The 15,506-nt window shown below is 65.2% G+C and carries 14 protein-coding genes; 7 read left to right on the plus strand and 7 right to left on the minus strand.

Features of this window, described 5'->3' with window-relative positions:
• The first annotated feature begins 4 nt into the window (after positions 1 to 4).
• The gene (locus ACE103_RS13775) at positions 5 to 1,219 is read left to right on the plus strand and encodes an MFS transporter (RefSeq protein WP_375779863.1); all 1,215 of its coding nucleotides are present in this window, start codon (positions 5 to 7) and stop codon (positions 1,217 to 1,219) included.
• On the opposite strand, the gene ACE103_RS13780 is transcribed toward ACE103_RS13775, so the two are convergent.
• The 6 genes from ACE103_RS13780 to hpaH all read right to left on the minus strand — a co-directional run bounded on the left by ACE103_RS13780 (position 1,216) and on the right by hpaH (position 7,815).
• Positions 1,216 to 2,844 carry a thiamine pyrophosphate-dependent enzyme gene (locus ACE103_RS13780; protein WP_375779864.1) on the minus strand — a complete coding sequence of 543 codons (1,629 nt, stop codon included), beginning with the start codon at positions 2,842 to 2,844 and terminating at the stop codon, positions 1,216 to 1,218. The two genes, ACE103_RS13775 and ACE103_RS13780, sit on opposite strands and share 4 nt — an antisense overlap.
• Before the next feature lie 24 nt (positions 2,845 to 2,868).
• Positions 2,869 to 3,741 carry a fumarylacetoacetate hydrolase family protein gene (locus ACE103_RS13785; RefSeq protein WP_375779865.1) on the minus strand — a complete coding sequence of 291 codons (873 nt, stop codon included), beginning with the start codon at positions 3,739 to 3,741 and terminating at the stop codon, positions 2,869 to 2,871.
• 180 nt (positions 3,742 to 3,921) lie between these two features.
• Entirely contained in the window at positions 3,922 to 4,905 is a 984-nt protein-coding gene (gene hpaD, locus ACE103_RS13790; RefSeq protein WP_375779866.1) for a 3,4-dihydroxyphenylacetate 2,3-dioxygenase, read from the minus strand.
• Between the two features lie 146 nt (positions 4,906 to 5,051).
• The gene (gene hpaE, locus ACE103_RS13795; protein ID WP_375779867.1) at positions 5,052 to 6,596 is read right to left on the minus strand and encodes a 5-carboxymethyl-2-hydroxymuconate semialdehyde dehydrogenase; all 1,545 of its coding nucleotides are present in this window, start codon (positions 6,594 to 6,596) and stop codon (positions 5,052 to 5,054) included.
• Positions 6,589 to 6,987 (minus strand): 5-carboxymethyl-2-hydroxymuconate Delta-isomerase, encoded by a 399-nt coding sequence (locus ACE103_RS13800; RefSeq protein ID WP_223970938.1) that lies wholly within the window; start codon positions 6,985 to 6,987, stop codon positions 6,589 to 6,591. Before ACE103_RS13800 ends, hpaE begins: the two co-directional genes overlap by 8 nt.
• 21 nt (positions 6,988 to 7,008) lie before the next feature.
• Entirely contained in the window at positions 7,009 to 7,815 is an 807-nt protein-coding gene (gene hpaH / locus ACE103_RS13805) for a 2-oxo-hept-4-ene-1,7-dioate hydratase (RefSeq protein ID WP_375779868.1), read from the minus strand.
• Positions 7,816 to 7,924: 109 nt separating this feature from the next.
• Between hpaH and hpaR the strand changes: the two genes are divergently transcribed.
• Positions 7,925 to 8,461, plus strand: a complete 537-nt coding sequence (hpaR, locus tag ACE103_RS13810) for a homoprotocatechuate degradation operon regulator HpaR (RefSeq protein ID WP_375779869.1) — start codon at positions 7,925 to 7,927, stop codon at positions 8,459 to 8,461.
• Between the two features lie 25 nt (positions 8,462 to 8,486).
• Here hpaR and ACE103_RS13815 read toward each other — a convergent pair whose 3' ends face one another.
• Positions 8,487 to 9,482 carry a GntR family transcriptional regulator gene (locus ACE103_RS13815; protein WP_375779870.1) on the minus strand — a complete coding sequence of 332 codons (996 nt, stop codon included), beginning with the start codon at positions 9,480 to 9,482 and terminating at the stop codon, positions 8,487 to 8,489.
• Positions 9,483 to 9,771: 289 nt separating this feature from the next.
• Here ACE103_RS13815 and ACE103_RS13820 point away from each other — a divergent pair, with 289 nt between their 5' ends.
• From ACE103_RS13820 to ACE103_RS13840, 5 genes are all read left to right on the plus strand, one after another.
• Positions 9,772 to 10,917, plus strand: coding sequence for an ABC transporter substrate-binding protein (locus ACE103_RS13820; RefSeq protein ID WP_375779871.1), 1,146 nt, complete (start codon positions 9,772 to 9,774; stop codon positions 10,915 to 10,917).
• 72 nt (positions 10,918 to 10,989) lie between these two features.
• Complete coding sequence (locus tag ACE103_RS13825) at positions 10,990 to 11,865, plus strand: branched-chain amino acid ABC transporter permease (RefSeq protein WP_097670551.1); 876 nt, start codon at positions 10,990 to 10,992, stop codon at positions 11,863 to 11,865.
• Positions 11,862 to 13,634: an ATP-binding cassette domain-containing protein gene (locus tag ACE103_RS13830; protein ID WP_375779872.1), complete on the plus strand. Its 1,773-nt coding sequence runs from the start codon at positions 11,862 to 11,864 to the stop codon at positions 13,632 to 13,634. The genes ACE103_RS13825 and ACE103_RS13830 overlap by 4 nt, the downstream gene beginning before the upstream one ends.
• Positions 13,634 to 14,362 carry an ABC transporter ATP-binding protein gene (locus tag ACE103_RS13835; RefSeq protein ID WP_021079917.1) on the plus strand — a complete coding sequence of 243 codons (729 nt, stop codon included), beginning with the start codon at positions 13,634 to 13,636 and terminating at the stop codon, positions 14,360 to 14,362. The genes ACE103_RS13830 and ACE103_RS13835 overlap by 1 nt, the downstream gene beginning before the upstream one ends.
• A 35-nt stretch (positions 14,363 to 14,397) precedes the next feature.
• Positions 14,398 to 15,483, plus strand: a complete 1,086-nt coding sequence (locus ACE103_RS13840; RefSeq protein WP_375779873.1) for a malate/lactate/ureidoglycolate dehydrogenase — start codon at positions 14,398 to 14,400, stop codon at positions 15,481 to 15,483.
• The last annotated feature ends 23 nt before the right edge of the window (positions 15,484 to 15,506 follow it).

Below are 15,506 nucleotides of genomic sequence, written 5' to 3' on the forward strand. Positions count from 1 at the left end.
GATCATGACCACCAAGGCCGACCGCGCCGTCAACCGCACCGGCGTCTATCTCGCCGTGCTGCAGCTCGTCTTCACGCTGGGCTGGACCACCTACCTGATCTATCTGCCCAAGCTGTGCGCCGATGTCGGCATCGCGCCGTCGACCGTCATCCTGATCCTGATGATGGACCAGGGCATCTTCACCGTGACAGACACCGCGATGGGCATGGCCGCCGACAGGATTGCGAGCCTGGTCGGCCGGCTCGGCGTGTTCGTCGGCGTTCTCGCCGCGATCTCCTGCGCTGCCTTCGTCGCGCTGCCCTATGTGGCCGGCACCGGGCCGGGCGCGAAAGCCTGGCTGATCGTGCTGATCGTGATCTGGGCGGTGACGTCCTCGGCCTTGCGCGCGCCGCCGCTGACGCTGCTCGGCAGGTATCGCGCGCAACCCTCGGTGCCGTTCCTCGCCGCGCTGGCGATGCTGGGCTATGGCATCGCCGGCGCGGTCTCGCCCTATCTCGGCGTCGTGCTGCGCGATCATGATGCGCGGCTGCCGTTCGTGCTGTCGGGCGCCGTGCTGCTGCTGACTGCGCTGGCGTTCTCAGGGATCGAGCGGCGTATTGCGGCGGAGACTGAGCCAGTGCGGCTTGCAGCACCCGCCAAGCGGCTCGGCGCGGTGCCGATGTTCCTGATCGGATCGATGGTGTTGCTGTCCCTGGGCTATCAGCTGCATTTCAACATCAACAGCGCCCCGTTCTATCTACGCTTTGCCAAATCAGACGAGCTGCAATGGCTGATGCCGGTGTTCTGGATCGGCTTCAACATCGCGATGTTTCCGGCGAGCATCGTCGTCAAGCATCGCGGCGGCCTGATCGTGATGGGCGCGGCGGGGCTGCTCGGCGCCTTCGCCATCATCGCCGCTGAGATCGCCGGCAGCCTCAACGTCCTGATCGTGGCGCAGTTCATGGCGGGAGCGGCTTGGGGCTGCATGCTGATGAGTGCGGTGTCCGCAGCGCTTGCGATCGGCGAGACCGGCGCGGAAGGCAAGGTCACCGGCCTCGTGTTCTCCGCGTTGGCGCTCGCGACCTTCGCGCGGATGGCGGCGGTCGCCGGCGGCTTGCAGAAGCTGCCGGACTATGCGCCGCTGGTGCACTGGGCACCGGTCGCCTGCTGGTCGGTCGCCGGCGCCGGCCTGCTCGTGATCGCGGCGACGCGGCTGCAACGCGGCGTGAAACAGGCCTAGTTGTTTCGCACCGGATGGATGAACGCCCAGGGCGAGACTTCGGAGTCCGTCGGCACTTCCACCGAGATCACGTAGGGCCCGCCATCAGCGAGCGCCTTCTCCAGCACAGGACGGAAGTGATCGGGCGAGGTCACGCGCGCGGCGCCGACGCCGAAGGACTCCGCGAGCTTGACGAAATCGGGGTTGACCAAATCGGAGGCGACGACGCGGCCGTCGAAGCGCTCGCGCTGGTCACGGCGGACATTGCCATAGGCGTTGTTGTTGAACACCAAGGTCACCACGCCGATCTTGAACTGCACGGCAGTGGCGAGCTCCTGCACGCCGAACATGAAGCCGCCGTCGCCGGTGATCGCAACCACCGGCTTGTTCGGATTGGCGACCTTGACGCCAAGCGCGGTCGGGAAGCCCGAGCCGAGCGTGCCCTGATAGCCCGAGGTGACGAAGGTGCGTGGCTCGTAGATCGGAAAACCGTACCAGGAGGCGAAGCCGACCTGCGACAGCTCGTCGGTGACGATGGCGTTGGCCGGCAGCACCTCGCGCAGGATCTTCAGATAGGCCATCTGCGGCTGGATGCGCTGGATCTCCTGCTCGGTGGCCGCGGTCGCCTCGCGGATCGCGGCGCGGCGGCCCGCGGTCTTGCTGTAGCCGGCCTTGCGCACCGCCGCGATGAGGTCGGCGGTACCGGCCTTGGCGTCCGCGATCACGCCGGCATCGGCGGGCCAGCGGCGCAGCTCGACCGGATCGATGTCGATCCTAACGCATTTCAGTCCGGCCGGCTGATAAGGCCAGCGCGACATCGTTGGCAGCTCCATGCGGGTGCCGATGCCGATCATCAGGTCGGTCTTCGGCCACAGTCTGTAGGCCGCGGCCATGGTGAGCCCGAGCTCATGCGCGTTGGAGACGATGCCGCGGCCGCTGCGGAATGCGACCACCGGCGCGTCGATCATCTCGGCCAGTTCGAGGATCTCCTCGCTGGCCTCGATGGCGCCGCTGCCGACGAAGATCATCGGCGCCTTGCTGCCGGCGATCAGATCGGCGGCTGCCTTGATGCGGTCCGGATCGGGCTGCGGCGCCGGCAACGGATCGAACGGCTTGACGGGGGCAACCCGGGTGCGCTGTGTGAACACATCCCACGGCATTTCCAATGAAGCCGGGCCGCGCCGGCCCGACAGCATCTCCTGGAATGCGCGCGACACCAGCGCAGGCGCGTTGTCAGGATATTCGATCCGGTCGGCCCATTTCACGAAGGTGCGCAGTGTCGCAAGCTGGTCCGGCATCTCGTGCAGATGGCCGCGGCCCTTGCCGAGGAATTGCGTCGGCACCTGGCCGGTCAGGCACAGCACCGGCTCGTTGCAGCCGAATGCGGTGAGCAGCGCCGCCGACGCGTTGAGCACGCCGGGACCGGGCACCACGCTGAACACGCCCGGCTTGCCGCTGGAGCGGGCATAGCCGAACGCCATGTAGCCGCAGGCCTGCTCATGGCGGGCGCCGATCACCTTGAGCTGCGCCTGGTGGAACGCATCGAACAGGCCATAGATCTGCGCGCCGGGCAGGCCGAACACGGTGTCGACGCCGTGGGCGACGAGGCCGTTGACGATCGCTTCGCCGCCGGATGTTGAGGTCATGGCACTGTCCACTTGTTTGTGAGGTTAGGTGGCTTCGTCGACGACACCGTTGCGCAGGATGCCGACGCCTTCGGCCTCGACCTCGACGACATCGCCGGGCTTCAGATAGCGCGGCGGATCGAACCGCGCACCTGCGCCGGTCGGCGTTCCCGTGACGATGATGTCGCCGGGAACCAGCGTCGTGAAGGTCGAGATGTAGTTGATGAGGTAGCGGAAGCCGAAGATCAAGCGCGAGGTGCGGTCGTCCTGCCTGACTTCGCCGTTGACTCGCGTGGTCAGCCGGATATCGGCGATCTGCGCCTCATTGGTATAGGGCACGATCCACGGGCCGAGACTGCCGGTGGAATCGAAGTTCTTGCCCTGGGTGACGTTGAACTTGGCGTGGCGCACCCAGTCGCGGATGGTGCCCTCGTTGCAGAGCGTGATCGCGGCGATGTGATCGAGCGCGGCGCTCTCGGGGATATGCCGGCCGGCCTTGCCGATCACCAGCACCAGCTCGCCCTCATAGTCGAGCTGCGGTGAGACGCGCGGCCGCACCACCGGCGTGTTGTGACCGACGAAGGAACGCGGCACGCGCAGGAACATGCTGGGATATTTCGGCGCGTCCGAGCCGTCCTTGTACTCGGCATTGCGGTCGGGATAGTTGACGCCGATGCAGATGATCTTGTCCGGCGCCGGGATCGGCGGCTGCCAGGCAACTGCTTCCAGCGTGTGGTCGGGCGCGCGCTTGGCGGCGTCGTCCACGAGCCTGGTCAGTGCGCCAGCGGCGATCGCCTCGCGCAGCGTCGGATAGTCCTTGGCGAAGCGCGACGAGAGGTCGACGATGCCGGTGTCGGTGACGGCGCCATAGCTGGTGGCGCCGTTGACGGAATAGGTGGCGAGGCGAGGGGCTGACATTAGCAATCCATTCATTGGTGTCGTCCCGGCGAAGGCCGGGACCCATACGCCGCGGCCATCGGAATGGGTACGCGGCTAGAGATTCTTTCGGCAACCCTATTCGGTGGTTATGGGTCCCGGCTCCGTGCGCAATCGCGCACTCGGCCGGGACGACGTGGATGGTGTTCGTTGTATTCGCGCTTAATCTGCAACCAGCACGTCGGCGACGAAGCGCGGCTCGCGCACCGCCTGGCCGGCGAAGGTCGAACCTTCCTCGAACCAGGAGCGCGGCGCCGGCGCGCCCCACAGCGTCTGGCGGCGCGGATCGCGCAGCGACCAGCGCAGCGGCTCGTGGTCGTGATCGCCGGTGAAATAGTCGCTGGTGTAGAGCTCGATGCGATGGCCGTCGGGATCGCGGATGTAGAGGAAGAAGGCGTTGGAGATGCCGTGCCGGCCCGGGCCGCGCTCGATATTTGCGAGGAAGCCGGAGGAGGCCATCACGTCACAGAGATGCACGATGTTCATCGCGGTCGGCACCCAATAGGCGATGTGGTGCAGACGCGGGCCACGGCCGTTGGTGATGGCGAAGTCATGGACGTTGCCCTTGCGGTGCATCCAGGCTGCGGCGATGCGGCCATTGTCGCCGTCCTCCTCGGCATATTCGGTGAGGCGGAAACCGAGCCGGGCGTAGAAGTCGACGGTGTCCTGCACTTCGGCGGCGAACACGTTGAAATGGTCGAGCCGCTGCGGATGGCAGCCCTTGTAGAGATCGTAACGCCGCAACAGATGCGGGCGCTTCTCCATCGTGGCGTAGAGCTCAATCTGGAAGCCGAATGGATCGGTGAATTGCAGGGTGCGGCCCTGGAACGGCTGGTCGACGAAGGCGTAGGCAATGCCGTTCTCGGAGAAGAACGACGCTGCCTTGTCGAGGTCGCCGTCATTGCCGACCTTGAAGCCGAGCCGGTTGCAGGCGGCCTTCGCCGCCTTGCGAAGCACCACCGAGTGATGCTGGTGCTCTTCGCTGGCACGCAGATACACCGATTTGTCGTCGCGGTCCTCAATGTGGAGGCCGACGGTCTTCTCGTAGAAGGCGGCGCTTTTCTCCAAATCCGTGACGTCGAGCACGGCGTGGCTGCAGCGAATGATGTTGAACGGCGGATCGAAGACGTGTGTTGGTGCGGGCATCGGTGTTTCCTCAATTTGGCGCGTCATTCCGGGGCGGTCCGTCAGGACCGAACCTCAGGTGCACAATTGTGCACCGGGGAATCTCGAGGTTCCACAATGCGCGCTTGCGCATTGGGGTTCGCTTCGCGCCCCGGAACGACGTGCAATCAAATTCCCAGTTTCTGAATCTTGTGCGTCCCGCGCGCGAGCGAGACGTGCTTGGTTTCCATGTAGAAGTCGAACGAGTAGTCGCCGCCGTCGCGGCCGATCCCAGAGGCTTTCATGCCGCCGAACGGGGTCGGCAGATGGCGGACGTTTTCCGAATTGAGCCAGATCATGCCGGCTTCGAGCGCATCCGCGACGCGCAACGCGCGGCCCACGTCGCCGGTCCAGACATAGCCGGCAAGGCCGTACTGCACGCCGTTGGCGATCTCGATGGCGTCAGCCTCGTCGCAGAACGGGATCACGGTCAGGAACGGGCCGAACACCTCCTGCTGGGCCACGCGCATCTTGGCGTTGGCACCGGTGACGAGGGTTGGCTGCACATAGTGCCCGCCGCCCGGACCGTCATGCGGCTTGCCGCCGACCGCGATCGTCGCGCCATCCTGCCTGGCGACGTCGAAATAGCTGCAGACCTTGGCGAAGTGCCGTTCGTGGATCAGCGGCCCGATCTCGGTCGCCGGATCGAGGGGGTGACCGACCTTGAGTGCCTTCACGCGCGCGGTCAGCTTCTCGATGAATTTCTCGGCGATGCTCTCCTGGACCAGGAGCCGGCTCGACGAGGTGCAGCGCTCGCCGTTGAGCGAGTAGATCATGAACACGACGGCATCGAGTGCGCGGTCGAGATCGGCATCGTCGAAAACGATCACCGGGTTCTTGCCGCCGAGCTCGAAATGCACCCGCTTCAGGGTCGGTGCGCCCTGCGCCATGATTGCCGACCCCGTCGCGCTCTCGCCGACGAAGCCGATCGCCTTGATCGCGGGGTGCTCGGTCAGCGCCTTGCCGGCGTCCTCGCCGAGGCCGTGCACGGTGTTGAACACGCCGTCGGGCAGGCCGGCCTGTTTTGCCAGTTTGACCAGCAGATCGGCGGTCACCGGCGACCATTCGGCCGGCTTGTGCACGACCGTGCAGCCGGCGGCGAGCGCGGGCGCGATCTTCCAGGTCGAGAGCATGAACGGCGTGTTCCACGGCGTGATCACGCCGACCGGGCCGATCGGTACGCGGGTCGAGATGTTCCAGTGCTCGTCCGAGGGCGTGCTGAGGCCGTCGCGGGCCTCGCCGCATTTGTCGGCGAAGAAGCGGAAATTCTCGGCGGCGCGGATCGCGGCCTTGGCCATGAAGCGGTGCGCCTGGCCGGTATCGATGCATTCGAGCACGGCGATATCGTCGGCGCGCTCCTCGATCGCGTCAGCGACGCGATGCAGCAGCTTGCGCCGCTGCGCCGCAGGCATGTCGCGCCAGGCCTTGAAGGCCTTGGACGCGGCGGTTGCGGCACGGTCGATGTCTTCAGCGTTGCCGCGCGCGACGGTCGCCAGCACCGTGCCGTCGATCGGCGATTTGGTCTCGAAGGTCTGGCCGGAGGCCGCCGGCACGACTTTGCCGTCGATCACATGGCCGATGCCTTCGGCTTTCAACTTGGCGAGCAGCGGACCGGCGCGGTCGCGGTTCGCCTGGAACACGTCGGCAGCAGATTTCGTGGCGGCTTTATCCATTGACCGGCTCCACCTTCAGTGCGTCGTGGATGTTGTTGCGCTTCCAGCTGGTTTCCTTGTCGTTGATCTGCATGTCGAACGACAACGCGAACTTGGCTTTGGCGAAGACCGGATCGAGATGGGCCGAGAGCGCCTTGAAGATGTGCTCGCCGGCCTTCTTGCGGGTGGCAAGATCGCGGCCTTCGCCCAGCCGCAGCACCATATCGAGGAAGCAGTAATTCTTGCGGCCGTCTGCGATCGCGTAATGCTCGCACCTGATGGCGCGGACCCGGATGCCGCCGAGCGGGAAGATGCCGGTCTCGACCGCGGCCTTGCGGACCAGTTCGACGGTCGCGCCCATGTCGACGAGGCCGTCGAGATTGGCGGAATATTCAATCGTGAAATGCGGCATGCAGCGCTCCTGCTGAGTGCGTCAGGCGAAGTAGCAGCTCACGGAACCGTAGGGTCCGTAATCGGCCTGGATGGTGTCGCCCTTGCGGGTCTCGATCGGGCGGATGAAGGAGCCTGCCAGCACGATCTGTCCGGCCTCCAGCGTCAGCCCGTTCGGCGCGATCTTGTTGGCAAGCCATGCCACCGCGGTCGCCGGATGATTCAACACGCCGGCGGCCAGACCGGTTTCCTCGAGCTGGCCATTTCGGAAGCAGAGCGCGCCGATCCAGCGCAGATCGGCTTCCAACGGGCGGATCGGCCGGCCGCCGAGCACGATGCCGGCATTGGCGGCATTGTCGGCGATGGTGTCGAAGATCTTGCGCGTCGCCTTGGTCTCGGGGTCGACGCGCTCGACCCGAGTATCCAGGATCTCCAGCGCCGGCACCACGAAGTCGGTGGCATTGAGCACGTCGAACAGCGTGCAGTTCGGCCCTGCGAGGCGATGCTTCATCACGAAGGCGAGCTCGGCCTCGACGCGGGTTGCGATGAAGCGATCGGTCGGCACCAGCCCGCCATCGGCAAAGAACATGTCGTCGAGCAGGATGCCGGAATCCGGCTCGTCGATATTGAGCGCGCTCTGCATCGCCTTCGAGGTCAGGCCGATCTTGTGGCCCTTGACGACGCGGCCCTGCGCCACCTTCATCTCGACCCAGGCCTTCTGAATCGCGTAGGCGTCTTCGAGGGTAATGCGGGGGTATTCCAGCGAGAGCTGGCGGATTTGCTTGCGGGTCTTTTCCGCACTGTCGAGCCGTTCGGCTGCAGCGCGGATATCGTCCTTGGAGAGGGCCATGCGTGCTACACAAAAGTGGATGCCGAGAGATGATTAACATGTTAAGTGAATTCCCGCAAACTGAATCAGGGCATGTTGCAACGCAAAATTTCGTTGCTGTGGATTGAGCATGGCACGCAAGAAATCATTGGATGAGGTCAGGCCGGGGCAGGGCGACGACGCATCGTCGCGACGGGCCCCGATGCGGGAGTTCTCACGCTCGCTGCCGATGTCGCTGCTCCGTGCGCGTGAGGCGGTGATGCGGCAGTTCCGTCCGTCGCTACGCAATCACGGGCTGACCGAGCAGCAGTGGCGGATCCTGCGCGCGCTCACCGCGGTCGACGAGATCGAGGTCACCGAGCTCGCCCGCGTCGCGTTTCTGCTCGGCCCGAGCCTGTCGCGAATCCTGCGCGATCTCGAGGCGCGCGCGTTGATCGAGCGCAAGGCGGCGGAGAACGACGGCCGGCGCGCGGTGGTTTCGATCTCCGTCAAGGGGTTGAAGCTGATCGAGGCGGTGGCGCCGACGTCGGAGGCGATCTATGCCGAGATCACACGGCGGTATGGCGCGCGCAGGCTTGCCGAGTTGCACGAAATGCTGGGCGTGCTGGAGGCGAGCCTCGCCGGAATGGGCCCGGCCGATGGCGCCGAGGTCGAGGCCGACGAGTAGCAGCGACGATGCGCGGCAGTGCCGCTCAGGCCATGTAGGGCACGCGCGAGATCACGTTGATGGCGCGGAATTCGGCAATCCAGCCGGCAACCTTGGAGTGCGACCACTCGATATGGCGGCGCAAGGTCGCGGCGGCCGCCTCGCCGTCGCGCGCGCGCAAGGCTTCGAAGATCACCAGGTGCTCGTCCATGAAGGAATCGATCTGCGGCGCGGTCAGCGCAACCTGGATGTGCTTGCCGATCACGAAGGCGCAGTGGGTGCGCTTGAGGGCTTCGATCATCTCGCGATTGGTGCCGTAACCCAGGCAGCGGATATGGAGGTCGCCCTCGATCTCGTCGAGTTCGCCGACGCCGACGCGGTCGCGGTACTCAATCCCCTCGCGCAGCCGCTCCGCCATCCGGTCAAGCAGTGCGGCAGGAATCCTCGCCGCAGCGGATTTGAGCAGCAGCGGCTCGAGGGTTGCGCGCACCTCGAAGATGTCGCGGAGGCGATCCTCGTCGAGCGGCACGACATACCAGTGCGCCTTGGCGCCTTTCTCCAGGATTCCGATCGCCTGCGCCCGTAGCAGCAAATTGCGCGCAACCGTGCGCCCCACACGGAAGTGTCGTGCCAATGCGAGCTCGCTGACGCGGAAGCGTCCGAACAGCGACCGGTAGATGATCTCGCGTTCGAGCTTGTAATAGAGCGCATCCCAGGCGTCGCTGCGCACCGCCTCGACGGGGCCGTCGGTCAGCCCGAACATTTCCGGCGTGATCGGGACGCGCCGCGGGTCGACCTTGCGCTTGCCTGCGATGACGCCGCGGCCGTCGAACCGGCGCACCAGGCCGATGTGCTCGAGCTGTTCGAAGGCCTGCCGCACCGGCGAGCGGCTGGAGCCGAACAAGGTCGCGATCGCCGATTCGGAGAGAACCGTACCGGGTGGCACGTCGCCAGTCCGGATGTGCTTCGCCAATGCGCTCTTGATCAGCGCATAGGCCGGCTGTTTCCGTCTGGTCTGCGATTTCGCTCTTGGAATCGACATCGATGACTGCCCGCCGGTCACACTATCACGTGATCCCGTCATGGTCGCTGGTAGCAGGCATTTACGCACCGTTGCCAGCGAACTTTTGGCTATTGCGTGCAATGTGCAATCATGTTTAGCTGCGTCAAACGCCAGATTGATGGCCGCCGTTGCGCGTCTTGTGCGCTGCAGCGGCGCTCACATTTGTTCGCCGCGCCGTTCGATGGCTGCGGATAGGGCAACCGATCGACGCGTCAGCTCGTTTCAACGCAGCCGACATGCAAGTTCGGCGCACCAAAGGGAGGATTGAATGAAACTGACGAGGCGTGAGTTTTCCGCCGGCTTGGCGGCAGGTCTCGCTGCTCCCGCGCTGATGCGCAGCGCTTGGGCGCAGGGAGCGACCATCAAGATCGGCATGTGCGTGCCGGTGACCGGACCGGCGGCGGAGCAGGGCCTGTGGGCCCAGAACGGCGCCAAGCTGGCGCTGGCCGCGGTCAACAAGGCCGGCGGCGTGCTCGGCAAGCAGGTCGAGCTCGTCATCGAGGATGACCAGACCACCAATCCGGGCATCGTGCTGGCGTTCTCCAAGCTTGCCGCGCAATCCGACATCGTGGCCTTCCTCGGCTCGATCCGTTCGACCCAGGTGCAGGCGATGGCGCCCGACGTGATCAAGGTCGGCAAGCCCGTGATGATCGGCGGCACCAATCCCGATCTCACCCATTCCGGCAATCCCTGGCTGTTTCGCTTCCGCCCGAACGACAATTATTCCGGCCGCGTGATCGCCGATTTCGGCGTCAACACGCTGGGCAAGAAGAAGTGGGCGATCGTGCATTCCACCGATGCCTTCGGCACCGCGGGCGGCAAGGCGCTGTCAGAGGCGCTGACCAAGCTCGGCGCGCCGCCGGTGCTCGACCAGGGCTATGCCAACCAGAGCCAGGATTTCACCCCGGTCGTGCTGGCCGTGAAGCAGTCCGGCGCCGACGTGCTCGGCACCTACTTCACCTTCGAGAACGACCTCGGCATCTTCGCCCGGCAGCTGCGCCAGCTCGGCGTCAACATCCCCTGGGTCGGCTCGCCCTCGGTCGTGGCGGTATCCTCGACCAAGCTCGCCGGTCCGGCGCTGTTCGGCACCTATGGGGTCGCCGACTTCGCCGAGGACTCGAGCGACACCGCGAAGGCGTTCGGCAAGTCCTATCGCGATGCCTATAAGACTGCGCCCGACAACCAGAGCGCCTGGCCGTATGATGCAATCACCATCCTGTCGGCGGCGATCAACAAGGCCGGCTCGACCGATCCGACCAAGATCCGCGACGCCATCCTGGCGACGCAGAAATTCGCCGGCGCGGAAGGCGAGTACAATTTCGACAAGAACGGCGACGGTCTGCACGGCTACAACGTCGTGAAGAACGACAAGGGCAAGATCGTCTACGACAAGCACATCGACTTCAACGATTGATCGCGGCTCGGCTTCGCCGGCGAAACCGGCGAGGCCGATCTTCTGCGCACACTGTTCGGATCGAGCGCCGTCATGGATCTGGTCTTACAACTGCTGTTCACCGGCATTGGCATCGGCGCGGTCTACGCGCTGGTGGCGCTCGGCTTCGTGCTGATCTTCCGCGCCACCAACGTGGTGAACTTCGCGCAGGGCGAATTCTCGATGGTCGCCGCCTATCTGATGGTGGTGTTCTCGGTCGATCTCGGCTGGCCTTACTGGCTGTCGTTCCTAATCGCGCTCGCCGGCATGGCGCTGTTCGGCGTCATCTTCAATCTCGGCGTCTACTATCCGCTGCGCCACCGCACCTACCTGCCTGTCATCATCGCCACCATCGGCGCCTCGATCCTGCTGTCGAACTCGGTGCTGGCGATCTACGGTCCGCAGCCGCAGGTGCTGCAGGGCTGGTTCGATACGCCCGGCATCCAGCTCGGCCCGGTCTATCTCGACAGCCAGTATCTGCTGATCATCGGCGTCACAATCCTCCTGGTGCTGTTCAATTTCTGGTTCTTCGAGAGGACGCTACTCGGCAAGAAGCTGCAGGCGACCTCGCAGGACAAGGAGATGGCTTCGCTGCTCGGCATTTCCGTCTCCACCATGATCATGATCACCTTCATCTATTCGGCCGTGCTCGGCGGTCTTGCCGGCATCCTGGTCGCGCCGGTGCTGTTCGTCTCGATCCAGATGGGCTCGACGATTGCGCTGAAGGCGTTTGCCGCGACCATCATCGGCGGCTTCGGCGACGTTGCCGGCGCCATCGTCGGCGGCCTCGCGCTCGGCGTCATCGAGACGTTCGGCGCCGCCTATATTTCGGTGCCGTACAAGGACGGCTTTGCCTTCCTGGTGCTGATCGCTTTCCTGGTGTTCCGGCCGCAGGGCATCTTCGGCGAACGCGTCGCGGAGAAAGCATGAGCGCCAGCGACAACATGATTCCGGCGCCCGCCGTGCGCTCGAAGCCGCTGATCATCCGCCATCTGCCGTATTTCATCGGCGCGGCCGCGCTGGTGGCGCTCGCCGCCGGCATGCAGTTCGACGGCTACATCCTCAACATCCTGCTGCAAGCCACGACCTTCTCGATCGCGGTGTTCGGTTTGTCGGTCGTGCTCGGCCTGTGCGGCCAGATCAACCTGGCGCAGGCGGCGTTCTTCGGCTTCGGTGCCTATGCCGTCGGCCTCGGCACTGCCGACCTGCATCTGAACTTCTGGCTCTGTCTGGTCGGCGCCTGCGCGATCACGCTGGTCGCCGGCGCGTTTCTGGGCATGTCGACGCTGCGGCTCGGCGGGCACTACCTCGCGATGGTGACGATCTCGTTCCAGCAGATCGTGACGCTGGTAATGATCAACGCCATCGGCGTGACCCACGGCCCGGACGGCGTCGCCAACATTCGCCGGCCCGAGCTGTTCCAGTCCTCGCAAAGCTATCTCGCTTTCTGCGTCGCGATGCTCGCGATCGTCGGTTATCTCGTTTGGCACCTGCCCGACACCAAGCTTGGCCGCGCCATGCGTGCCGTGCGCGACAATGAGCTCGCGGCCGGCGTCAACGGCATCGACGTGTTCCGCACCAAAGTCTACGCCTTCGCGGTGTGCGCGGTGCTCGGCGGCCTCGCGGGCGGCCTGTTCGCCGGCGGCTTTGCCTATGTCAGTCCCGACCAGTTCTCATTTGCGGAATCGATTCAGTTCCTGACCATGTCGCTGCTCGGCGGCGTGGCCTCGCCGATCGGCTCGGCTATCGGCACCGGGCTCTTGATCCTGATCCCGGAATGGCTGCGCTTCCTCAAGAGCGTGCCCGGTCTTTACCTCGCAATCTACGGCCTGTCGGTGATCCTGATCATCCGCTTCATGCCGGACGGCATCTGGGGCTTCGTGTCCGACGCGTTCACACGCTGGCGCGCGCACACCAATGCCCCGCCTGTTGCCGGCGCGCTCCTGCTCAAGCCAGCGACCACTGGCGGCGACATCGTGCTCGAAGTCACCGGGCTCTCGAAGCATTTCGGCGGCCTCAAGGCGGTCGACGGCGTCGACATCGCGGTGAAGCGCGGCAGCGTGCATGCGCTGATCGGACCCAATGGCTCCGGCAAGACCACGACGCTGAATGTGCTGTCCGGTCTCTACAAGGCGACCGCGGGCAAGATCGTGCTCGACGGCACCGACATCACCAGTATGGCACCGCACCAGCGCACCGCAGCGGGTCTCGGACGCACCTTCCAGAACATCCGCCTGTTCCGCTCGATGACGGCGCTGGAGAATGTCGAGATCGGCGCCGAGCGCCCCGGCAACACCATGATCGGGAAGGGCGACGACGCGCTGACCGAGCGGGCGATGGAGGCGCTGACCTTCGTCGGCCTCGGCAACCGCGCCAACGAGTTGATCTCGAGCTTCTCTTACGGCCACCAGCGCCTGATCGAGATCGCCCGCGCATTGGCGTCGAACCCGACGCTGCTGCTACTCGACGAACCGGCCGCCGGCCTCAACTCCACCGAGAAGCTCGAGCTGCATGAGCTGCTCAAGCGCATCGCAGCGCAAGGCCTCACCATCCTGATCATCGATCACGACATGACGCTGGTCTCGGAAGCCGCCCAGCACATCACCGTGCTGAACTTCGGACGCCGTATCGCCGACGGCGAGTCCATGGCGGTGTTGCGTCATCCCGACGTCGTCTCCGCCTATCTCGGGAGCGAATGATGCCGCTGCTCGAAATCCGCAATCTCGTGGTCCGCTACGGCGAGATCGAAGCGCTGCGCGGCGTCACCATCGCCGTGGAACAGGGCCAGGTCGTCACGTTGCTCGGTGCCAATGGCGCCGGCAAGTCGACCACGCTGCGCGCAATCTCAGGCCTCGCCAAACCCGCCTCCGGCGACATCCTGTTCGACGGTCACTCGATCGCGGGCCTTGGGCCAGAAGCGATCGTGCGGCTCGGCATCTCGCATGTGCCTGAAGGCCGCCGCGTGTTCCCGGGCCTCACCGTGAAAGAGAACATCATGCTCGGCGCCTCGAACCGGAAGGTATCGGCGTCGCAGATCTCGCGCGAGGCCGACGCGATGTTCGACCTGTTCCCCGACATCCGCGCCTTCTCCAACGCGCTCGGCTGGACGCTGTCCGGCGGCCAGCTGCAGATGGTCGCGGTGGCGCGGGGCCTGATGGCCAAGCCGCGGCTGTTGCTGCTCGACGAGCCGTCGCTCGGGCTCGCGCCCGTCATCGTGCAGGCGGTGTTCCGCATCATTTCGCAGATCAGGAAAGACACCACGGTCTTGCTCGTCGAGCAAAATGCGCGCATGGGACTTTCGGTCGCCGATCACGGCTTCGTCCTCGAGACCGGGCGGATTGTGCTGGGCGGCAAGCCCGACGAATTGTGGGGCAACGAAGCCATCGCCGCGGCCTATCTCGGCGGCCACGCCAAAACCCACGCCTGACAATTCACTGTGCTGTATCGAGCGAGCTAGTTTTCATGGTCACCATCAAGGTCGATAATCTCATCAACTTTGTGTCCGAGGTGTTTTCCCATTCGGAGTCCTCTCCGGAAGAGGCGAAGCGCATCGCGACCTACCTGACCACCGCGAACCTCACCGGGCATGACAGCCACGGCGTGATCCGCGTGCCTGTTTATGTCAGGTGGAAGAAGATGGGTTCGATCGTGCCGAACCAGACCCCCGAGGTCGTGGTCGACACGCCGTCGCTCGCGGTGGTCGACGGCAAGTTCGGCTATGGCCAGACCGTCACGCCTGTCGCAGTGAGGCTCGGCATCGAGAAGTGCAAGAAGGCGGGGCTTGCCGCCGTCGCACTGCGCAACTCCGGCCATCTCGGCCGCGTCGGCGACTGGGCCGAGATGGCCGCCGCCGAAGGCCTTGTTTCTGTCCATTTCGTGACCGCGGCGGGCTCGCTCTTGGTCGCGCCTTACGGCGGCGTCGAGAAGCGTCTGTCCACCGCGCCGTATTGCGTCGGCATTCCGCGCCGGGGCCAGGACCCGATCGTGCTCGATTTCGCGACCTCCGTCGTCGCCGAGGGCAAGTGCCTGGTTGCCAGCCGCGGCGGCAAGAAGCTGCCGACAGGTGCGCTGGTCGATGCCGACGGCACGCTGAGCGAGGACCCGCGTGTGCTGTATGGCCCGTACACGCCCGACGGGCCGCGCGACCACACCAAGGGAACCGGCGCAATCCGCGCCTTCGGCGATCACAAGGGTTCGGGCCTTGCCTTCATCTGCGAGCTGCTCGGCGGCGCGCTGACCGGCACCGGCGCGACGTCGTCGGACCGTCGTTTCGCCAACGGCATGATGGCGTTCTACATCGACCCCAAAGTGATCGACACCAGCAATTTCTTCGACGATGAAATCACCCGCTACACCGATTTCATCCGCGCCACCAAGCCGATTGCGGGCACCGAGTCCGTGCTGGTTCCGGGCGATCCCGAGCGGAAAACCCGCGCCGATCGCACCAGGAATGGCATCCCCTTGCCTGACGACACCTGGGCGGCGATAGTGAATACCGCGCGCGAAGTCGGCGTCAGCGAAGTTTCTATCCAGCGGGCGACCAGCTGAGGCTCGTCCCCCAATAAACCGCA

The sequence above is a fragment of the Bradyrhizobium sp. ma5 genome, from assembly GCF_042258955.1.
Lineage (GTDB): Bacteria > Pseudomonadota > Alphaproteobacteria > Rhizobiales > Xanthobacteraceae > Bradyrhizobium.